Origin of the sequence: Vibrio hepatarius, assembly GCF_011806575.1 — a bacterium.
GTDB classification, from domain to species: Bacteria; Pseudomonadota; Gammaproteobacteria; order Enterobacterales; family Vibrionaceae; genus Vibrio; species Vibrio hepatarius_A.
Window position 1 is genome coordinate 90,527 of record NZ_JAATOO010000009.1, and the last position, 20,626, is coordinate 111,152.

17 protein-coding genes are annotated in these 20,626 nt (G+C 46.5%); 8 read left to right on the top strand and 9 right to left on the bottom strand.

Annotated elements, in window-relative coordinates:
• Window position 1 precedes the first annotated feature (1 nt).
• Together HCZ42_RS09205 and HCZ42_RS09210 are read right to left on the bottom strand one after the other, a co-directional pair.
• On the bottom strand, window positions 2-655 hold the full coding sequence (locus tag HCZ42_RS09205; protein ID WP_167420416.1) for an SLATT domain-containing protein: 654 nt from the start codon (window positions 653-655) through the stop codon (window positions 2-4).
• A 437-nt stretch (window positions 656-1,092) separates the two neighbouring features.
• A complete protein-coding gene (locus tag HCZ42_RS09210) occupies window positions 1,093-2,199 on the bottom strand; it encodes a M20/M25/M40 family metallo-hydrolase (RefSeq protein ID WP_167420417.1) in 1,107 nt (368 codons plus the stop codon).
• A gap of 520 nt (window positions 2,200-2,719) precedes the next feature.
• Between HCZ42_RS09210 and hppD the strand changes: the two genes are divergently transcribed.
• From hppD to maiA, 4 genes are read left to right on the top strand one after another with little or no spacing between them, the layout of a single operon-like run.
• A complete protein-coding gene (gene hppD, locus HCZ42_RS09215) occupies window positions 2,720-3,793 on the top strand; it encodes a 4-hydroxyphenylpyruvate dioxygenase (RefSeq protein ID WP_167420418.1) in 1,074 nt (357 codons plus the stop codon).
• Entirely contained in the window at window positions 3,786-4,913 is a 1,128-nt protein-coding gene (locus tag HCZ42_RS09220) for a homogentisate 1,2-dioxygenase (RefSeq protein ID WP_167420419.1), read from the top strand. The genes hppD and HCZ42_RS09220 overlap by 8 nt, the downstream gene beginning before the upstream one ends.
• A gap of 21 nt (window positions 4,914-4,934) precedes the next feature.
• Window positions 4,935-5,945 carry a fumarylacetoacetate hydrolase family protein gene (locus HCZ42_RS09225; RefSeq protein WP_167420420.1) on the top strand — a complete coding sequence of 337 codons (1,011 nt, stop codon included), beginning with the start codon at window positions 4,935-4,937 and terminating at the stop codon, window positions 5,943-5,945.
• Window positions 5,945-6,592: a maleylacetoacetate isomerase gene (gene maiA, locus HCZ42_RS09230; protein WP_167420421.1), complete on the top strand. Its 648-nt coding sequence runs from the start codon at window positions 5,945-5,947 to the stop codon at window positions 6,590-6,592. The genes HCZ42_RS09225 and maiA overlap by 1 nt, the downstream gene beginning before the upstream one ends.
• A gap of 81 nt (window positions 6,593-6,673) precedes the next feature.
• On the opposite strand, the gene HCZ42_RS09235 is transcribed toward maiA, so the two are convergent.
• The 4 genes from HCZ42_RS09235 to HCZ42_RS09250 form a co-directional block, all read right to left on the bottom strand.
• Entirely contained in the window at window positions 6,674-6,850 is a 177-nt protein-coding gene (locus HCZ42_RS09235) for a hypothetical protein (RefSeq protein WP_167420422.1), read from the bottom strand.
• A 170-nt stretch (window positions 6,851-7,020) separates the two neighbouring features.
• Window positions 7,021-8,046: a tetratricopeptide repeat protein gene (locus HCZ42_RS09240; RefSeq protein WP_167420423.1), complete on the bottom strand. Its 1,026-nt coding sequence runs from the start codon at window positions 8,044-8,046 to the stop codon at window positions 7,021-7,023.
• Between the two features lie 110 nt (window positions 8,047-8,156).
• Window positions 8,157-8,825 carry an OmpA family protein gene (locus HCZ42_RS09245; RefSeq protein ID WP_167420424.1) on the bottom strand — a complete coding sequence of 223 codons (669 nt, stop codon included), beginning with the start codon at window positions 8,823-8,825 and terminating at the stop codon, window positions 8,157-8,159.
• 143 nt (window positions 8,826-8,968) lie between these two features.
• On the bottom strand, window positions 8,969-9,652 hold the full coding sequence (locus HCZ42_RS09250; protein ID WP_053410433.1) for a DUF2786 domain-containing protein: 684 nt from the start codon (window positions 9,650-9,652) through the stop codon (window positions 8,969-8,971).
• Between the two features lie 413 nt (window positions 9,653-10,065).
• Between HCZ42_RS09250 and HCZ42_RS09255 the strand changes: the two genes are divergently transcribed.
• Window positions 10,066-11,067 carry a DUF3187 family protein gene (locus HCZ42_RS09255; protein ID WP_254868922.1) on the top strand — a complete coding sequence of 334 codons (1,002 nt, stop codon included), beginning with the start codon at window positions 10,066-10,068 and terminating at the stop codon, window positions 11,065-11,067.
• A gap of 65 nt (window positions 11,068-11,132) precedes the next feature.
• Here the strand turns inward: HCZ42_RS09255 and HCZ42_RS09260 are convergent, their stop codons facing one another.
• On the bottom strand, window positions 11,133-11,816 hold the full coding sequence (locus tag HCZ42_RS09260) for a DUF3334 family protein (RefSeq protein ID WP_167420425.1): 684 nt from the start codon (window positions 11,814-11,816) through the stop codon (window positions 11,133-11,135).
• Window positions 11,817-12,017: 201 nt separating this feature from the next.
• Here HCZ42_RS09260 and ydiJ point away from each other — a divergent pair, with 201 nt between their 5' ends.
• The 3 genes from ydiJ to HCZ42_RS09275 all read left to right on the top strand — a co-directional run bounded on the left by ydiJ (window position 12,018) and on the right by HCZ42_RS09275 (window position 17,278).
• Complete coding sequence (ydiJ, locus tag HCZ42_RS09265; RefSeq protein ID WP_167420426.1) at window positions 12,018-15,050, top strand: D-2-hydroxyglutarate dehydrogenase YdiJ; 3,033 nt, start codon at window positions 12,018-12,020, stop codon at window positions 15,048-15,050.
• 65 nt (window positions 15,051-15,115) lie between these two features.
• A complete protein-coding gene (locus HCZ42_RS09270; protein ID WP_167420427.1) occupies window positions 15,116-15,577 on the top strand; it encodes a methyltransferase family protein in 462 nt (153 codons plus the stop codon).
• A gap of 117 nt (window positions 15,578-15,694) precedes the next feature.
• Window positions 15,695-17,278, top strand: a complete 1,584-nt coding sequence (locus tag HCZ42_RS09275) for a trypsin-like serine protease (RefSeq protein WP_167420428.1) — start codon at window positions 15,695-15,697, stop codon at window positions 17,276-17,278.
• Window positions 17,279-17,325: 47 nt separating this feature from the next.
• Here the strand turns inward: HCZ42_RS09275 and hutH are convergent, their stop codons facing one another.
• Both hutH and hutU read right to left on the bottom strand, forming a co-directional pair.
• Entirely contained in the window at window positions 17,326-18,858 is a 1,533-nt protein-coding gene (hutH, locus tag HCZ42_RS09280) for a histidine ammonia-lyase (RefSeq protein WP_167420429.1), read from the bottom strand.
• Between the two features lie 26 nt (window positions 18,859-18,884).
• Window positions 18,885-20,582 carry a urocanate hydratase gene (gene hutU / locus HCZ42_RS09285; protein ID WP_167420430.1) on the bottom strand — a complete coding sequence of 566 codons (1,698 nt, stop codon included), beginning with the start codon at window positions 20,580-20,582 and terminating at the stop codon, window positions 18,885-18,887.
• Window positions 20,583-20,626 lie beyond the last annotated feature (44 nt).

The window sequence follows — 20,626 nt, forward strand, 5'->3', positions numbered from 1 at the left end:
TTTATCCACCAGTACAAGTTGGAGTGGATAAGAATAAAGACGAGTTTAATGCAAGCAATATCAGTACTGGCAAGACATAGAAAAACACAAGAGTTAACAACCTAGTAACAAAATAAGATACTGCTAAAAACCAGTGATGTGATGTCGGTATTCTAGTAAGAGCTTGTTTTGGTTGTTGTTTGTTTTCCGAGGTGTCTGAATGGAAATCTTTGCTTACTTGTCTTACGGTGCTGGTACTTGCCCAATACTCTTGGCATAGTGCGATGGCAAAATCTTTGTCAGTGTGGTTTTCACAAGCATTTAGCTTAGATTCGTAGGTTGTTGATAAATTGGTCAAATCAGCATTTGGCTTGGAGGCTTGGTGCATAATGCTATTCAAACTTTCATAACATTCTTTGATTAGGTTTGCTCTTTCCTTAAATGAAAGCCCGTTGATGAATCCTGAAATGCAAAGTACGAGGACAGAATATACAACCCAAGAGATCGCTTCGATTCCATTTTGTGGGTTCTTTAGATAATAAACGGATACGGCGACAGAGAAGAATGAATACCAGAGTAGTATTACTTGTGAGTGAAAGGCGTTAGACAAAAGTCGTTTTTCAGTTTGAATTCGTGCTTTTCTTGTCCACCAAATATTGTCTGCTAAAGCCACCATCTTCTCCTAATGTTGGGGGTGTGCTTCATAGAGGTAGTTTAGTTACAATAAGTTAACACTCCTACTGGAGTAAGCATATCCGAGATACACTAAGGGCGAACCCTTCGAAATTAGTTTCACTCTTACTGCTAAGAGTGGACAGCTACTAAGAACTGTCACCACTATGAAACACAGTGTGTATGGTACATTTTCGGAGTTCGAGGCTCAATAATTTCTTGTCACCGTTAAGCTAGTTTTCATACTTTAAGTAATTAAAGGATCACTAATTTAGCAAAATCACTGACTCATTTCTGTCCAATTGTGAGTTATGACACCATCAGGCCGACTGTATAATCTAGTCGTGGCTAACCAGCGGATGCGTACGAGCGAGTGTGAGTTACTACACATAACAAAAGAGCCACATCATTGATGTGGCTCTTTTGTTAATGGAGACTAAGCTAGTGCGTTAAGTAGTGCTTAACAAACTCAGTCACTTTAACCATATCATCGATAGCGATGAACTCTTCAGTGGTGTGAACTTTTGCCATGCCGGTTGAAACGTTGATCGTCGTTAAGCCTTTAGCATTGAAGTTGTTTGCATCGCTGCCGCCACCAGTGCCTTTGGTGTAAGGTGACGTGCCAATCGCTTCGAAAGATGCTTTAACCGCAGCAATATGCGGATGGTTGTCGTCTAGGACGAATGCGTTGTAGGCACGAGTCGATTCGATCTCGACTTCGGCACCGTGTTTGGCGGCTGCTGTCTCGAAGGTTGAAATCATGTGTTCGACTTGCGCTTGTAGTTTGCTGTCATTCAATGAACGCGCTTCTGCGACAATTCGGATCTCTGGCATGACGATGTTTGTTGCGTTACCACCTTGGACGATACCAATGTTTGCCGTGGTTTCTTCGTCGATGCGTAGCAGCTTCATTTGCATGATGGCGTCAGCCGCAACTTGAATTGCACTAATGCCTTGCTCTGGTGCTAAGCCAGCATGGGCTGGGCGACCTTTGATCGTCGCAACGATCTTTTGCTGACCTGGCGCTGCATTGACGATAGTGCCAATTGGACCGCCAGTATCAAGCACGATCGCTTTGTCTGCGCTGATGTAGCTCATATCGAAATGTTGTGAACCAAACAGTCCGCCTTCTTCATGTACCGTGAAAGCAATTTCAATCGTCTTATGCTCAAGGTTCTCGGCTTGAATACAACGCACGGCTTCGATGATCGCGGCGATACCGGATTTGTCGTCGCCACCAAGAATCGTATTGCCTTTAGAGCGAATAATGCCATCTTCGATGACAGGCTCAATGCCTTTGCCCGGTGTAACCGTGTCCATATGACAGCTTAATACGATGCTGTCGTCTAACTTGCCTTCTAGGCGAGCGTAAATGTTGAAACCATTCGATACTTCTTCGGGTACTGGAAGCTTGTGTACGGTGAATCCGAGTTCGCCAAGCTGCTCTGCAAGAGCTTCGCCAATTTGTTTCTCATCACGGGATTCACTGTCGATTTTTACTAGCTTAATAAAGTGTTCAACTAAGCGTTCACGATTAATTAGGGTCATTGTTCTACCTCTTATAGGAACAGAGGCGGATACCTTATCCTTGTTCATTGCTGCCTAGGGTGAGTTAAATCAATGAATGGATAACTCCTAGCGAATAATTCATATCTAACGATGACCCATTATCTTTATATGTGAATCGTTCTAACGAATGATATCTATGCTGTATGGTGTGGTGCTGGTGGTATTAGCTCGGTGTATTGGCGTCAGACTCCAGAGTTAATTGCTCGAGATCACAGTGTGGATTGAATGGTACGAATCTCAGTGCCTCTGTCGAACAGAAAATACATCTCAGAAGGCGTACGCAAAGTTAGCCATTTGATATGTTAATGTAAATAAAATGTTACTATGAATTCTCGTTATCTTATTGTTTTTATTGACTTGATATTGTGTGTAAAGTCTCTGTTTACAGACTTGGTTAACTTTATGTAAACGCACAAGTTGTCGGTAAAAGGTTCCCTTTAATCGCGTAATCAGCAAACTTAAAGGTAGACACGCTGACACATGAAAAGAGGGACCAAGAATGAACGAGGCGTTTAACCCATTAGGCACCGATGGTTTTGAGTTTGTTGAATACACGGCGGCGGATGAAAAAGGCATTCAGGCGCTCAAAGACTTGTTTGGCTCACTAGGTTTTGCTGAAATCGCGAAACATCGCTCGAAAGAAGCGTGGCTATATCGCCAAGGCGACATCAGTTTTATTGTCAATGCGCAGCCACACAGCCAAGCTGAAGCTTTTGCTAAAGTTCACGGTCCGTCGGTATGTGGCATGGCTTTTCGAGTTCATAATGCCGCAGAAGCGCTACAACATGCGTTGAACAACGGTGCTGAAGAATACAAAACCGAAATTGGCCCAATGGAGCTGAGCATTCCGGCCATTTATGGTATCGGTGAGAGCCTGCTTTATTTTGTTGACCGTTACGGTAAGCAAAGCATTTACGACGTGGATTTTAAGTTCTACGAAGATGCGCAACAGCGTTTAGATAACATGGACGTGGGCCTCTATGAGATCGACCACCTGACTCATAACGTTAAGCAAGGCCACATGGATATTTGGTCCGGTTTCTACGAGCGTATCGGTAACTTCCGTGAAATCCGTTACTTTGACATCGAAGGCAAGTTAACCGGTCTTGTTAGCCGCGCAATGACTGCGCCGTGTGGCAAGATTCGCATTCCTATCAATGAATCGTCTGACGATAAATCACAGATTGAAGAGTTCATTCGCGAATACAATGGCGAAGGGATTCAACATATCGCTTTGACCACCGACAACATCTACCAAACGGTACAAACACTGCGTGACCGCGGCATGGACTTTATGCCGACGCCAGATACTTACTACGAGAAAGTCGATGAGCGCGTAGAAGGGCACCAAGAAGACGTTGATAAGCTGCGTGATCTGCAAATCCTGATTGACGGTGCGCCGATGAAAGATGGCATCCTACTGCAAATCTTTACCCAAACGGTGATTGGTCCAGTGTTCTTCGAAATCATCCAACGCAAAGGTAATGAAGGTTTTGGTGAAGGTAACTTCAAGGCGCTGTTTGAGTCGATCGAAGAAGACCAGATTCGCCGTGGAGTATTAAGCGATGCATAAATGGATCACATTCCCTCATCGGGAGGGAGTGTGCTCAAAACAAGCACATGCGGACTTCCCGGAAGAGGCTATCTATGAACGTGAAGCGGGCCGAAGTGGTTTCTTTGGCCCGGCGGCGCACTTTCATCACCAACATGCTCCGACAGGTTGGACTGAGTGGGAAGGGGAGTTACGCCCAAGAGCGTTTAACTTCAATTTGGTTGAAAAAGCGAGCCAGATTTCGCCTTGGAATGTTCCGCATCTGCTGCACAACTCGGATTGTAAGATCCGAGTTTGGCGTATGGATGAAAAAATGGATTTCTTGGTGCGCAATGCTGACGGCGATGAGTTGCTGTTTATTCACCAAGGTAAAGCCGATCTGTTTTGTGACTACGGCCATATTCAAGTGTCGGAAGGTGATTACGTGGTGATCCCACGTTCGACCAATTGGCGATTAGAGCCATCGGAACCGATGTTTATCCTGATGGTGGAGAATACCGATGCGGCCTACACCTTACCTGACAAAGGGATGGTAGGGAACCACGCGGTGTTTGATCCCGCCGTACTGGAAGTGCCGTCTATCAATGCGCAGTTCAAAGCGCAATATTCTGAACAGCCGACGCAAGTTCAAGTCAAACGCCACGAAAAAGTCAGCGTAATTTCATATCCATTTAACCCACTTGACGCAATTGGTTGGCATGGTGATTTAGCCGTGGTGAAAGTGAACTGGCGCGATATCAGACCTTTGATGTCACATCGTTATCACTTACCGCCTTCGGCACATACCACGTTTGTCGGCAGTGGATTTGTCGTCTGTACCTTTGTGCCGCGTCCAATCGAAAGTGACCCGGGAGCATTGAAAGTGCCGTTTTACCATAACAACGATGACTATGATGAAGTGCTGTTTTATCACGCGGGCGATTTTTTCAGCCGCGACAATATCGAAGCGGGGATGGTGACGTTTCATCCGGCGGGATTTACACACGGGCCACACCCAAAAGCGTTCAAAGCGGGTCAGGAATATAAGAAAAAGTTTACTGATGAAGTCGCCGTTATGATTGATACCCGTCATGCATTGAACTTCAGTGATGAGGCGGAAAGTGTCGAAAACAAAGAATATGTCTACAGTTGGAAAGCATAACGCTAAAAAAAGGGATAGAAAATGAAGTTAGCGACCCTGAAGAACAACACTCGAGACGGACTACTTGTGGTGGTCAACAAACAGCTGACCAAATGCGTCGCTGTACCTGAAATTGCAGAACATTTACAACAAGCGCTCGATTATTGGGATCGAGTCGAATCGCAACTGAACGAAGTCTACATCGCTCTAAATGAAGGCGAGTTGCTCAATGAGATGGACTTCGACCAAGAGCTGTGTGAATCACCATTACCAAGAGCGTTTCAATGGGCGGATGGCAGTGCGTATGTCAATCATGTCGAATTGGTACGCAAAGCGCGTGGAGCAGAAATGCCGCCAAGCTTTTGGACTGATCCGTTGATGTATCAGGGTGGCTCTGATGCGTTTATCGGTCCGCGTGATGATATCCCTGTCGCCAGTGAAGAGTGGGGTATCGACTTTGAAGGTGAAGTTGCGGTGATCACCGATGATGTGCCAATGGGCGCCTCTGTCGAACAAGCTGCGTCAGCGATTAAGCTATTGATGCTGGTTAATGATGTGTCACTACGCGGCTTAATTCCTAATGAGTTGGCGAAAGGGTTTGGTTTTTTCCAATCTAAACCGTCATCGGTATTCTCTCCAGTGGCAGTAACACCTGACGAGCTTGGTGATGCCTGGGACGGTGGCAAAGTCAACTTGCCGTTACTGTCTCACTACAACAATGAACCGTTTGGTTGTCCGAACGCGGGTGTCGACATGACCTTCGAGTTTCCCGAGCTGGTAGCACACGCGGCGAAAACACGTCCACTTTCTGCGGGGGCGATTATTGGTTCCGGTACGGTATCGAACAAACAAGGCACAGACTTTGGTACCGCGATTTCTGAAGGCGGCGTCGGTTATTCGTGTATCGCGGAAGTGCGCATGATCGAAACTATCCGCGATGGCAAACCATCAACCCGCTTTATGAAGTTTGGTGACCGAATCAAAATGGAGATGTTAGACAAAAACGGCCAGTCGATTTTCGGCAGTATCGACCAGCAAATAGTGAAGTACTGATGTCCAATCTCATTCTCTACGGTTACTGGCGTTCTTCTGCCGCATATAGGGTCAGGATTGCGCTCAATCTTAAGCGTTTGGACTACGAGCAACGTTCGGTGCACTTAATCAAGCATGGCGGTGAGCAACACTCCGCCACGTTTCAACGGTTGAATCCGAGTGAGTTAGTCCCGGTGCTGATGGATGACGATGTATGCTTAAACCAATCTTTGGCGATCATCGATTATTTGGATGAGCAGTATCCCGAGGTGTTGTTAACGCCAAGAGATTTGAAAACACGTTATTTAGTAAAAGCTCTAGCACAAGATATCGCGGTCGATATCCATCCGCTCAACAACTTGCGCGTGCTTCAATATCTGACCGATCAGGCGCAGTTGTCTGAGAGTGCAAAAGGGGAGTGGTATCGACATTGGATTGAAACAGGCTTTCACGCGTTAGAGAAAAAACTGGCTCAAACCAGCGGTACGCACAGTGTCGGCGATGAGATTAGCTTAGTCGATGTATGTTTGGTTCCTCAGGTGTACAACGCGGAGCGTTTTAACGTCAATCTAGAACCTTTCCCAACTATCTGTCGCGTGACATCGTCACTTCGTCTGCATCCTGCTTTTATCAACGCAGACCCTGAACAACAGCCGGACGCTGAGTAACGCCTATTTTCAGAAGCCATAAAACATAAAGGCCACCTAAATGGTGGCCCTGTGCGTTTGGATAACCCGCTTAACTGAAGTTTATGCTCGTTGTCTTTCGCGCTGCTGTAGTTCAGCGATATTGAATTGACGCACGTCCAAAGAAGCTAAGTCATGGCACTCTTGGCACGAGTGGTGGCACTTGCCATCAATGTATTCGTGTTTAGTTAACAAGCTTGGCTTTTTACACCAGTCGCAGATACCTTCGATAGTAAACATTATGATCTCCACACCTTTTCAAACTAGGTGATATTTTCGCGACGAATTATTGCACGAGAAATACGTCGAGGTTAATCATTTGTTATTGGATATGGGAGGGTGATCGATTGCGCAGCCCTTTAATATCGAGTGTGTCGAAAAATCTCGTGTTAAAAACTTAGCCTTTGTAACTAATTATTAACAGAGGTAAGAACAATTTTTAGCGCTCCATTTAAACGTTTCATTTCTTCTTCACTTCCTTGTAAATCAGGATGATAGATTTTACAAAGTTGCTTATATCGCACCTTCACTTCTTTGCTGCTTGGAATGTTGGTCGCTTTGTAGCCGAATACCGCGCAGGCGAGGGCGAGTTTGTTGTCTTTGGCGGCTGGCTCAGAACTCGTTTGTTTGCTGGCTTGTAGCTTTTTAAATTGGCGGTACAAGGTATCCAACTGGCGCTTTTGTTGCTTGAGTGTCGAGTCTTGTATTTTGACCTGTTCACGCAGTTTTAGTGTCTCTTGTGAAGCTCTTACATCTGTGTTGCGTTCTTGCTGGGCATGAGCATTTAGTGTCTTTCTGTGCCAAACTAACAGCGCCATAATCGCTATTACGAGGGCGGCAACCAGATAAATCCAAGGCTGCGCTGAGTTACTTGCGCTGGCTTTTGATTTTTCGACCGGATTGAGCTCGATCTCAGGTGAATCAAACGCCACTTCTAACTGGTCGATAGAAGAGACTTGTTTGGCGCGCTGAGCGTTGAACTTCTGCTCTAGGACTCTTTCATATCCGAGCTGTGCATTTTCATCGTGCTTTGCTGCGATTCGATACCAGATCTCCGCCATATCCAGAGCGTTGGGTGGTTCACTTTGCTTTTCGTATAACTCGCCTAATCTCGCCTGTGCTTGCGTATCACCATTGATGGCTAACTGTGTCAGCCAATAGATGGCTTGGTTAAGGTGTTTGCTGTCTTGCGATTGCTTTAACGAAAGGGTGATTAACGTTTGTATCGCGCCTTGATTGCCCGCGGTTGCTGCACGCTCAAGCCAGTAACGAGCTTCTTGATCGGAAGCTTCAACACCGTCCCCAGCGAGATATCTCTCGGCAAGTTGAAACTGAGCATCAGTGTCGTTGTGTTGTGCTTTTTCGGTTAACTCGTCCACTGTCATGGCCCAAGATGAAGTCGAGAGTAGAAGCAGTACAAAGGTGAGCAGTTTCAATTCAATCCCTTATAAGTGGTGATGCTAATATTAGAGTTTAATTCATTTAAACGACAAATAAAAAATGGCTTCCGAAGAAGCCATTAAATTTACCAAGAAACTGCGAGCTGTTATTTCAGCGGCAGGATTTGAATCTCTACGCGGCGGTTACATGCACGTCCAGCGGTTGTGCTGTTGGTACATAGTGGGTAGCGTTCACCGTTACCACGTGCGATTGCACGACCAGATGCCACACCTTGAGAAATCAGGTAACTACGTACTGCTTCAGCACGGCGCTCTGAAAGGACTTGGTTAAGTGTGTCGCCACCAGTGCTGTCTGTGTGACCATCGATCACAAGGCTTGTGTCTGGGTACTCAACAAGGATACGCGCCACACCACGTAGTGTGTTGTGGATGCTTGGGTCTAGGTCGTATGAGCTAGACGTAAAGCCAATGCCGTTTTCCATGCGAAGTAGCAATTGGTTTTCACCAACACGTTCTACTTGAACACCTGAGTTTAGAAGTTCTTGACGCAGCGCTGCTTCTTGACGGTCAAAGTAGTAACCTACACCGCCACCCACTGCCGCACCACCTGCTGCACCGATTAGCGCACGCTGACGACGCTCTTTTGCATCATCACCTGTGGCTACACCAACCGCAGCACCAGCGATTGCACCGATGATAGCGCCTGTCGTTGCTGAGTTAGTTTCAGTTTCGCCTGTGGTTGCGTTTTGGCGTTGCGTTGCTGCACAGCCAGATAAAGAGATAGCAACTGCTAGAGCTAGTGTAATTTTTTTCACAAGTACATCTCCATGTGTCCCGGAATCATTTCCAAGATTAATTAATAATTATATTAAGAACTGCAGAATCATCCAGATACAGTCTATATAAGTCAATCAAATCTAGTGTATTTGACATATCCTTAACGGGAGATTAACGAATGTCAGCGTAACATTTTGCGCGCTTGTGCGCCGTTGATCGGGCGATTGACGGAGACAGTGCGGCCTTTCTTTAAACCGACTTCGTAATCGTCAGTGAGGTTTTTCATCGCTTCACGCAGCTGCTGTTTAAAAGTCTCACGGTCAATATTTTGAAACTCTTTATCGATGTAGTCGTCAATTTTTTTCGCGGACTCTTCATCTGGGCTGATGATAGGCAGCTTCTCGAGTGCGCCTTCTACCCAACCAGATAAAAAGGAGCCAACACGTCGGGTGACTTCACCTGAAGGTGTACCAGTACCGGCAAAGCTATTGCGGAACTTACCCGTTTGCTCATTCATCTCACGGTAGATGATATCGAAGGCGAATGCGGCAAAGATCGCGCGGTCTGCTTCACCAATAAATTCAGCGCGTTTCAGACCTTTGTGATTGAGCAGCACGGCCTCAACGCCAAACTTGGTATTAATACCACGAATGATACGCAACAAATGTGAGCCGACATTAGAGGGAAGTAGGTGTGTCGATTGAGTTTTTCCCATCTTGATGAACTCAATATCGTCTTTGTCCAGACCATATTTCATCATTAAGCGGTGCGCCATTTTAATCGCGTTAGCAGCTTCGTTTACGTTAGCTGAATTACCAAGTTCAAGACACTTCGCAATTTTTTTAAGGGCTTTTTGTTTATCCATCGACAGCTTAAGTGTTACCAATTTTGAAAAGTCGGACATTTTAACGTGTTATCAGACAAAACGGAAATCGAGTTGGATAGAATGAGTGCTGAGAGGAGATAAAAACCGTCATCGACTTTATTAGAGGGGGTTGGTAGTGAATTACACTCGTTGCCAGTCCGATCAAGCGTCGAGTTTCCCGCATCTATCCAAATCAAATGGACGTTGTATTGCAAAGTTAAGACAACGACTCTTTGAGCCTCTTCATATACTCAAGTTATTCAACCATTGGATAAAGGGTTGAGCGCGTCCTTAGGCTTAACCTTGTGCTGGATTTAAAAACGTAGTCATCGCAATTGATTGAAACTACATGCTTAATCATGGGATTGCTGTTTAGTTTTAGGTGCCAGCCAGTTTACAGAGGTGGCAATGTCATGAATATGCAGAAACGAAGTCGTCACAGTCTATTTGGGGTAATTTTGTTCGTTTTACCGTCCACAATCTATGCACAAGCTACAGAACATTCTGATGTCGACTTTGGCCCGCTAAAAGTCTACGCCCAATCTCCATTGCAATCGAGCGGTTTAACGCCCTTGGTGAGAAGCGGTTTTAGCTATCGCCCTGATACGATTGAACTCTACACTAGCGGTAGCATTGCGAGTGTGTGGGCTAGGACAGACGACTATCTTGCTGACTATTATCAAAATACACTGGTGATCGGCGGCTTGTGGCAATTGGATGAACGTTGGTCACTGGATGCAAGCTACACTTGGCGTTTTGCAGCGGATAACCGCTTAGACAGTCTAACCAAGGATTTTCATGATTTTTTTGGATTGAGTCAAAACGGGCGAGATGAGGTCGATGATCACTCATTTGATATTTCTGCACCCAAGTATGGTGCTGAAGTTCATGACTTTAGAGGCGAAACACTGAGTAATGCGTTCAATTTCTATCTTGGCTATCAAGTGCTAGAAAACGATAAGCACGGTTTGTCTCTTGGTGGGTCGCTCTACTACAACTATGTCAGCAGTGGGCCATTCAAAGTCAGCCATTTTGAGCAAAGTTTACAGGCAAACTACAGCTATCGGACTGGTAAACACAATATCTACACCTTACTTGGCGTTACGTATCGCCATGACGATAAGGTGTTGGCAGATATAAAATATAGGACGTTTTCTTTCTCTTCTGGGGTGAGTTATCAGTATGAGATTCATCCAAAGCACCGTATTCTCGCCGAGTTTCACCTCTACGAGGGCAACTCAGACAACATCAGTGACTTGGATGAACCATCGACTGAATTTCTACTCGGCTACCGTTATCACTCCCGCTATGGGGCGATTGAAGTGGTTGCAATAGAGAATGTGTTCAACATGGATAACAGTACCGATATTGCATTCAGCTTAGGTTATCGCCATCAATTCTCTAGCTCGGACTGAGTCTCAACATCACTAGTGTGAAGTCGAGAGCCAGTCCAAGGTGATAACAAGGTCGTAGCGCTTAGCTAGATACCCAGCTCGTCGAGTAGGTCATCGGGGTTGATGTTCGTTGCGTTATCTTTGTCTTTTTCTGCTGGAGCTGGCTTTTGACGCGCTTGTTCTAAGATCGCATCAGGGCTTTCATCTTCAGCGACTTCAAATTCTTCCAATTGAATGAACTCGGTTTTATCCATTGCGAGTTCTAGGTAGAAAATGTTGCCTTGCTCAGTCGAGAAGGTAACACGACGAGCCTGTGGGCGATCTAGGTTTGTATCGACCGATAAAATCACCTGCTTGTTCAGTGCTAGCATTTTAGGCTGGTTTTGAGTGATGTGGGTTTGCAACGTTTTGCGGATTTGATTGGTGAAATCCCCGACCAGTTGGTTCATCAGCTCGCCCAGAACGTCCGCGACTTCATCTGAAGTATGCAGAATAGCGAGTTCTTCTTCTGGCATGCCCATGCTACGCATGTAGTTGGTGTAGACCTCCAGTGCGGCTTTGGAGGTAAAGTTGATGATCACCAGCCCTGAAAAACCACCGTCAAATAGTACAAAACAGCCGAAATCAGGTTTTAGACTGGTTTTGGAGATTTTTTGCACCATCGCTGAGTAGCTGATATTTGAACTGGTCGCTGAGGTCAGGACACCTGATACAGACTGGCAAAGCGTTAAAAGGATGTCGTCTGTCGTAATAATTTTTGTTTTTTTCATTGGCGATTTGCTCGTAAAGACTCTTCAAATCAAGTCCATGATTTTAAAGAGTTGAAAAGAAATGTAATAAGTTCCAATTTGACACTGCATTTCTGTTTTGATCACTCTTTTAAATGTTGTAAAGTGACCTAACTCATAGATTATAACTCATCATATTGAACCCAATGCTGACAGGATCAGCGTAATAGGGGCAGGAAGCAAATGTTACCAAGATTACACTCACAATCTGACGTGGATCCCGTCGTCCTCAGTTTTCTCGAAGAACTTAAAGCATCAGGATTTTCCGGAGACATCGAAAGCCAATATTCAAGTCGTTTAGCCGTTGCTACTGACAATAGCGTTTACCAGCAACTTCCTCAAGCCGTAGTTCATCCAAAGTCGACACAAGACGTGGTGCTGATCGGTAAGCTGAGCACTAAGTCCAACTATGAGCGTATTACGTTTTCTCCCCGCGGTGGCGGTACTGGTACGAACGGTCAGTCGTTGACGAAAGGGATCGTGGTTGACCTGTCGCGCCATATGAATAAGGTGCTGGAAATCAACGAAGACGAAGGTTGGGTACGTGTTCAAACGGGTGTAGTTAAGGATCAACTGAATGATGCGGTTCGCCCTTATGGCTATTTCTTCTCACCGGATCTTTCAACCAGTAACCGCGCAACCTTGGGCGGTATGGTAAACACCGATGCGTCGGGGCAAGGCTCTCTGAAATACGGTAAAACGTCGGATCATGTGTTATCGCTACAAGCAGTATTTGCCGACGGTTCAGTCCTTGAGTCTGATTTATCAAAAGGCCTGCCTGAAGAAGGCGAGTATGCTCACCAAGCCTACAAAGTGACTGAGCAAGTCTGTCGTGAACAACGTGAACAGATTAACGCTAAATTCCCACCATTAAACCGCTTTCTGACCGGTTACGATCTTAAAAATGCGCTAGATGAAGAAACCGATCAGTTTAATCTGACTCGCGTTCTGTGTGGCGCAGAAGGTTCATTGGCATTTGTCACCGAAGCGAAACTTAACCTGACACCGATTCCTAAAGCGCGAACCTTGGTTAACGTGAAGTATGACAGTTTTGACTCTGCTCTGCGCAATGCGCCATTTATGGTCGAAGCCCAGGCGCTCTCTGTTGAAACGGTTGACTCGAAAGTACTTAACCTCGCCAAAGAAGACATTGTTTGGCATACGGTGAGTGACCTGCTAACCGATGTTCCTGGTAAAGATATGCAGGGCATCAATATGGTGGAGTACGCAGGCCAAGACGAACAAGAAGTCACGCAGCAAGTTGCGGCGCTAACAGCGCGTTTGGATGAGATGCTTGAACAAGGTGAAGCCGGCATCATTGGTTACCAAGTGTGTGACGACTTGGCGAGCATCGGACGCATCTACAACATGCGTAAAAAAGCGGTCGGTCTGCTTGGTGCGGCGAAAGGTCGAGCTAAGCCTGTCGCATTTGCAGAAGATACGTGTGTACCGCCAGAGAACTTAGCGGACTTTATTGTCGAGTTCCGTGAACTGTTGGATGCAAAACAGCTGAACTACGGTATGTTTGGTCACGTTGATGCGGGTGTACTGCACGTTCGTCCTGCGTTGGATTTATGTGATCCCCAGCAAGAAGCGCTGATGCATGAAGTATCAGACGAAGTGGTTAAACTGGTTGCGAAATATGGCGGCTTAATGTGGGGTGAACACGGTAAAGGCTACCGCTCTGAGTATGGCCCCGAGTTTTTTGGCGAAGAGCTGTTTACTGAGTTACGTCGAGTTAAAGCGGCATTCGATCCGCACAATAAAATGAACCCGGGTAAGATCTGTACGCCGTTAGACAGCAACGCTGAGCTTGTTAAAGTTACAGATACCAAACGCGGCTTTTATGACCGCCAAATCGACGTCAAAGTACGCGACAGCTTCAAACAAGCGATGGAGTGTAACGGTAACGGCTTGTGTTTTAACTATGATACGTCTTCGCCGATGTGCCCTTCGATGAAGGTAACAGCAGATCGTCGTCATTCGCCAAAAGGCCGCGCAGGTTTGGTTCGCGAATGGTTGCGTCAATTGAGCGAGCAAGGTGTCGATATTCTCGACTTAGAGAAGCAGACACTGGAAAATACTACATCCATCAAAACGATGATTGACCGCGTTAGGAATACGCTCAACAAACGCCATGAAGACGACTTCTCTCACGAAGTGTATGAAGCGATGAATGGCTGTCTTGCGTGTAAAGCGTGTGCCAGTCAGTGTCCGATCAAAGTGGACGTACCGAGTTTCCGTTCTCGTTTCCTCAATATTTATTACTCGCGCTACCAACGTCCGATGAAAGATTACTTGGTCGCGAATATTGAAACCATGCTCCCAACAATGGCGAAAGCACCAAAACTGGTTAATGGTGCGTTGAAACAGAAATGGGTACAGAACTTGACGGCTTCAACGGTGGGTTATGTCGATGCGCCTTTGCTCTCTGTGCCAACTTTGGAACAGCGCTTAACAGAGCTCAAAACGTTCGACCTGCAATACCTTGCTTCGCTTTCTAAGGAAGATAAGCAGAATCATGTGGTTATCGTGCAAGACCCATTTACCAGCTACTACGACGCTGAAGTGGTGGAAGATTTCGCTAAACTCGCGCTTAAGCTTGGCAAAACACCTGTGCTGTTGCCATTTAAACCGAATGGCAAAGCGCAACACATCAAAGGCTTCCTCAAGCAGTTTGCGAAAAATGCATCGAACACTGCCGCGTTCTTACAACAAGTGGCAGATATTGAGATTCCGCTGGTTGGCGTCGATCCAGCGTTGGTGCTGTGTTATCGAGATGAATACCAAGAAGTGCTTGGCGACAAGCGTGGTGATTTTCAAGTGCTAACCGCTCACGAATGGCTATTGCCACGATTAGCGGAATTCGGAACGCAGTCTGGCCAAGAACAACAACCTTGGTACCTGTTTGCTCACTGTACTGAAAAAACCAAAATGCCAAACTCTGAAAAAGAGTGGGGGACGATATTCGCTCATTTTGGTGGACAACTAAACACCGTTCCAGTGGGATGTTGTGGTATGGCTGGAACGTTTGGTCACGAAGTCGATAAGCTGCAAATGTCAAAAGACATTTACGGGCTAAGTTGGAAACCGAGCTTGCAAGATCTACCAAAAGAACGTTGCTTGATCACCGGTTACTCTTGCCGCAGTCAGGTCAAACGTTTTGAAGGCGTGAGGATGAAACATCCTGTCCAAGCTTTATTACAACTCGTTTAGTGTTAAGTAGCCCAGTTTCAGATACTGGGCTATTTTTTAGGTATCACAACAGTACTAAGAGACATATGGACAAGCTAGAGAGAAAAATCCCACCCGTTGCGGTATTCATTATTTTGATTATCTTGATTAACCGCGTCACTCACGTATTGCCAGCGTTTACTGTCGATCTGCCGCTGCATTCGCTACTTTTGGCGGTTTGCTTCGTTTTGTCTGGTGTCATTGGTGTGTCTGGTGTTTATCAGTTCCACCGAGCGAATACCACAGTTCATCCGGTCAAAGTTGAAGATGCTTCTACGGTCGTACAAACTGGAATATTTGCCTATACACGTAACCCAATGTACCTAGCACTATTCGTCCTTCTGTTCGGCTTTGCGTACTGGCATCAGAACCTGCTAGCTCTAGTTTTCTCCTTTTTATTCATCCCTTACATGAACCGATTTCAAATCTTGCCCGAAGAGCGAGCGTTAGAGAAATTGTTTGGTAATGAGTATATTGTTTATAAACAAAAGGTTAGACGCTGGATTTAGTGATGACTCGCATTTTAGAGTAAAGTATCGCTATGAAATAGGGTTTTAGTTCTTAACCCTATCAGACAAATATATTATCCCTGTCAATGTATGTGAAATTTATAGGAAGTAGAACTTATGATACGTTGGCATTTCTCCGCATTAGTCGGTGCCGCGACGTGTGCGATCGCAGCTCCCAGCATTGCTCAAGATTTCTCCCCACGAATTATCGATGGAACGGCAGCCAGCTCTGTTGACTGGCCATACATGACAGCGCTTGTTAAACGTGGAGCCTCAGCTTATGAAGGTCAATTCTGCGGCGGTAGCTACATTGGTGATCGCTATATTTTAACCGCCGCTCACTGCGTTGAAGGCCAAACAACGCAAGACTTTGAAGTGATCGTTGGCATTAACAACCTCAACCATGAAGAAACCGAAGGGGTGAGGTTAACTCCACAGCAGATCTACATTCATCCCGCATATAGTAATTTAGCAAATGATATCGCTATTATAGAGCTGCCTAGGGTTTTAGCGGCAGATGAAGCAACGCCTGTTGATATTGCTGATTCAAACACTCGATCAAATACTCCAGACGGTACGGACATGACGGTGGCCGGTTGGGGCTCGACGACACCAGAATACGGCAACCATACAACTTCGGCTGAGCTACTTGAAGTTACGGTGCCTATGGTTGACCAAGCTGTCTGTGCTGCGACATTTGCCTCGGTTGCAGACTCAACAGACTCAGATAACTTTTGCGCTGGTTATGCTTATGAAGGCTACGACTCGTGCAGAGGTGATAGTGGTGGCCCACTAGTCATTGACTCTTCAGGTGTACAGCTTGGGATTGTCAGTTTTGGTTCTCAGCAGTGCGGTGAAGTCAACTCTTACGGTGTATACACCAACATTAGCCTTTACACTGACTGGATTGCGCAAATTACCTCAGGTTTGAGTTACAGCGAAATGAGCCCTAGGGCGTACAAAGAGACTGGCACCAATACGCATGAGTTTGTTCTTAAAAACTTTTCTGACAGTGCAATAACTATCGATAGTGTGGTAGCGGCCAATGACATAGCCATTTTAACTGATAGCTGTACAGGTGCTATTCAATCGGGCTCGGCATGTACAGTTACCGTGAGTTTTAATTCCCCTAATTATGAAAAACAGACATTAGCTATTACGGTTAACTATACGGCTAATGGCACAGCTTATAGCGTAGAACTTGAGGCACAATATGAGATAGCAATCGCCCGTAGTTCTGCACTAGCGGATGCTCTATCTATCTCTAATGTTGATGTTTACTCAAATGAGTACCCTTGGCAAATCACATCAAATGGCTTACGCTCCGCGCCTATTGCCCATTCTCAACGATCATCAGTGATATTTGAGGGGATTCCTTCAGGTTACTATGAATTTGATCTAAAAGTATCTTCTGAAGCTGCAGATACAGTTGATCTCTACGTTAATGGAGAATATGTCGATGGGATAGGTGGTGAGTACACGCTTAAACCGTGGGTTTACCTACCTAGTTATTCCAATAGCGTCAAGTTTGAGTACCAAAAAGATGGCTCAATAGATATTGGCGATGACGCGGCATACATTTCCAACTTCCGTAAAGCGAATTTTGAAACGCAATCCGATCGCCGTAGTAGTGGCGGAGGTGGTGGCAGTTTAGGCTGGTTAACGCTGACAATGCTATTACCGTTATTACGACGTAAGTAAACAAAAAGCCCCCACTCAAGAGTGGGGGCTATTTTTATCTCTTAATGTTAGAAGCTTGGAAGAATGGCTTCTGGCATTAGATGATTGTGTACTGCCAGTTTTAACAGCGAGTTCGCTTGCTCTATGTCCGGTGCGAAGTAACGGTCTTTATCGTAGAACGGTACTTTTTCACGCAGAATCTGCTTCGCTTCTTCTACTTTTGCCGAAGACTTATTTGGCGCACGGAAGTCGATACCTTGTGCAGCTGCTAAGTATTCAACCGCTAGAATGCCGCGTGTGTTTTCCGCCATGTCACGTAGACGACGGCCCGCGAATGTTGCCATCGATACGTGGTCTTCTTGGTTTGCAGACGTTGGCAAGCTGTCGATTGACGCTGGGTGAGCCAATGTTTTGTTTTCACTCGCTAGCGCCGCCGCCGTCACCTGAGCAATCATAAAGCCCGAGTTTACGCCGCCATTATCTACTAAGAATGGTGGCAGTTTGCTCAGTGCACTGTCGATAAGTAGAGCCATACGACGCTCAGACAAGCTACCGATTTCCGCGATTGCCAGTGCTAAGTTATCCGCTGCCATCGCAACAGGTTCTGCATGGAAGTTACCACCCGATATGATGTCGCCATCTTCAGCAAAGACTAATGGGTTGTCAGATACCGAGTTCGCTTCGATCTCCAGTGTCTCTGCCGAGTTTCGAATTTGCTGTAAGCATGCCCCCATCACTTGAGGTTGACAGCGCAGTGAGTATGGATCTTGTACTTTTTCACAGCCAGTGTGTGACTCACCAATCTCACTGCTTACGTCCAGCATATGGCGATACGCAAGCGCTGCATCCATTTGCCCGCGATGGCCACGTACACGGTGGATTCGTGGGTCAAACGGGCGACGGCTACCTAGTGCAGCTTCTACCGACATTGCGCCGCATACCGTTGCAGAGGCAAACAAATCTTCTGCAGCAAACAGACCTTCTAGTGCAAATGCTGTTGATGCTTGTGTGCCGTTAAGCAGCGCAAGGCCTTCTTTTGGCGCTAGAGTGATTGGGTCTAACCCAGCGACTTTTAATGCTTCTAAACCAGAGATGATTTTGCCATTGTGGCGAGCTTGGCCTTCACCTAATAGCACGGTGCTCATGTGAGCCAAAGGCGCCAAGTCACCCGATGCACCGACAGAGCCTTTTTGCGGCACACATGGGTAAACTTGCGAGTTCACCAGTTGAATCAACGCCTGAATAACACTTAGACGAATGCCAGAGAAACCACGAGAAAGGCTGTTGATCTTGAGCACCATCATTAAACGTACGGTTTCATCAGACATAAACTCGCCAATACCCGCAGCGTGAGAGAGCACGATACTTTTTTGCAGCGTTTCTAGGTCTTCAGGAGCGATACGCGTGTTAGCCAGTAGACCAAAACCCGTGTTGATGCCGTAAACGGTGCGGTCGTCAGCAATGACCTGTTCAACAACCTTAGTGCTTTCTTCGATTGCTGGAAATGCTTCTGGATCGAGTGACAGATTCACAGGTGAACGGCTCACTTGACGCAGTTCTTTTAAGCTAAGATTTCCCGGCTTTAGCATTAAATTTAACATTTTCTTTTTCCTTAATTCAGGTCTGCTTATTTTAGCTTTTTCAGTTCTTCGTTGAGCATTGGCAGGTCGAGGCCTTGCTCTGCTGCGCATTTCTTGGCGATGTCGTAGCCCGCATCTGCGTGACGCATAACACCTGTGCCTGGGTCATTGTGAAGCACGCGTGCAATACGCTCTGCTGCATCGTCTGTACCATCACAACAGATAACCATGCCTGAGTGCTGAGAGAAGCCCATGCCTACGCCGCCACCGTGGTGTAGAGAGACCCAAGTTGCGCCGCCCGCGGTGTTTAGCAGGGCGTTAAGTAGCGGCCAGTCTGATACAGCGTCTGAACCGTCCATCATGCCTTCTGTTTCACGGTTTGGACTTGCAACCGAACCTGAATCTAAGTGGTCACGACCGATAACGATAGGTGCTTTTAACTCGCCATTTCTGACCATTTCGTTGAACGCTTCGCCTAAGCGTTTACGATCTTTCAGGCCAACCCAACAGATACGAGCAGGCAGACCTTGGAACTGAATGCGTTCACGAGCCATGTCGAGCCAGTTATGTAGGTGAGGGTTATCTGGAATGAGTTCCTTCACTTTTTGGTCGGTTTTGTAGATATCTTCTGGGTCACCAGACAGCGCTGCCCAGCGGAAAGGACCGATACCTTCACAGAAGAGTGGACGAATGTAAGCCGGTACGAAACCCGGGAAGTCGAACGCGTTTTCTACGCCTTCTTCCAGTGCCATTTGGCGAATGTTGTTACCGTAGTCCAGAGTTGCTGCGCCGCGCTCTTGTAGCTCTAGCATCGCTTTTACTTGCACAGCCATTGACTCTTTCGCTGCTTTGACGACTGTGGCTTCGTCTTTCAAACGCATTTCCGCCGCGTGCTGCATAGACCAGCCAAGAGGTAGGTAACCGTTTAGAGGGTCGTGTGCTGATGTTTGGTCGGTGACCACGTCAGGAGTGATGTTGCGCTCTACAAGTTCTGGGAATACATCCGCCGCGTTTGCAAGCAGACCAACAGAGACTGGCGTATCAGATTCGTAAATGATCGCCAGCGCTTCATCAAGGTTAGTGGCTTTCTTATCCACATAACCCGTACGTAGACGGTAATCGATACGTGATTCGTCGCATTCAACCGCGATCATCGAGAAACCCGCCATCGTCGCAGCAAGGGGTTGAGCGCCACCCATGCCGCCAAGACCACCAGTTAGGATCCAGCGACCTTTTGGATTGCCGTCGAAGTGTTTTTTCGCCACTGAAACGAATGTTTCGTAAGTGCCTTGAACGATGCCTTGAGAGCCGATGTAAATCCAGCTACCCGCTGTCATCTGGCCGTACATCATTAAGCCTTGCTTATCTAGCTCGTTGAAGTGTTCCCAGTTTGCCCAGTGTGGCACTAGGTTTGAGTTGGCGATCAAAACACGAGGAGCATTTTTGTGAGTAGGGAAGACCGCAACAGGCTTACCAGACTGAACCAAAAGTGTTTGATCATCTTCAAGACGCTCTAGCACTTCAACGATTTTGTCGTAACATTCCCAGTTGCGGGCTGCACGGCCAATACCGCCATAAACCACCAGTGAATGAGGGTGCTCTGCCACATCAGGATCTAGGTTGTTCATCAGCATACGAAGCGGTGCTTCCGTCAGCCAAGATTTTGCTCTCAACGTTGTGCCGTGAGGGGCACGGATTGTGCGTGTTGTATCGAGACGCTTATCTTCTACTTGGCGTTCCGTCATGGTAAGACTCCTTGTGTTTCACTAAATTCAGGTAGCAGTAGGGC

Bases quoted from the DNA above. Each gene is read 5' to 3' on its own strand.
- HCZ42_RS09205 (WP_167420416.1), bottom strand. From the start codon at position 655: ATGGTGGCTTTAGCAGACAATATTTGGTGGACAAGAAAAGCACGAATT.
- HCZ42_RS09210 (WP_167420417.1), bottom strand. From the start codon at position 2,199: ATGACCCTAATTAATCGTGAACGCTTAGTTGAACACTTTATTAAGCTA.
- hppD (WP_167420418.1), top strand. From the start codon at position 2,720: ATGAACGAGGCGTTTAACCCATTAGGCACCGATGGTTTTGAGTTTGTT.
- HCZ42_RS09220 (WP_167420419.1), top strand. From the start codon at position 3,786: ATGCATAAATGGATCACATTCCCTCATCGGGAGGGAGTGTGCTCAAAA.
- HCZ42_RS09225 (WP_167420420.1), top strand. From the start codon at position 4,935: ATGAAGTTAGCGACCCTGAAGAACAACACTCGAGACGGACTACTTGTG.
- maiA (WP_167420421.1), top strand. From the start codon at position 5,945: ATGTCCAATCTCATTCTCTACGGTTACTGGCGTTCTTCTGCCGCATAT.
- HCZ42_RS09235 (WP_167420422.1), bottom strand. From the start codon at position 6,850: ATGTTTACTATCGAAGGTATCTGCGACTGGTGTAAAAAGCCAAGCTTG.
- HCZ42_RS09250 (WP_053410433.1), bottom strand. From the start codon at position 9,652: ATGGATAAACAAAAAGCCCTTAAAAAAATTGCGAAGTGTCTTGAACTT.
- HCZ42_RS09255 (WP_254868922.1), top strand. From the start codon at position 10,066: ATGAATATGCAGAAACGAAGTCGTCACAGTCTATTTGGGGTAATTTTG.
- HCZ42_RS09260 (WP_167420425.1), bottom strand. From the start codon at position 11,816: ATGAAAAAAACAAAAATTATTACGACAGACGACATCCTTTTAACGCTT.
- ydiJ (WP_167420426.1), top strand. From the start codon at position 12,018: ATGTTACCAAGATTACACTCACAATCTGACGTGGATCCCGTCGTCCTC.
- HCZ42_RS09270 (WP_167420427.1), top strand. From the start codon at position 15,116: ATGGACAAGCTAGAGAGAAAAATCCCACCCGTTGCGGTATTCATTATT.
- HCZ42_RS09275 (WP_167420428.1), top strand. From the start codon at position 15,695: ATGATACGTTGGCATTTCTCCGCATTAGTCGGTGCCGCGACGTGTGCG.
- hutH (WP_167420429.1), bottom strand. From the start codon at position 18,858: ATGTTAAATTTAATGCTAAAGCCGGGAAATCTTAGCTTAAAAGAACTG.
- hutU (WP_167420430.1), bottom strand. From the start codon at position 20,582: ATGACGGAACGCCAAGTAGAAGATAAGCGTCTCGATACAACACGCACA.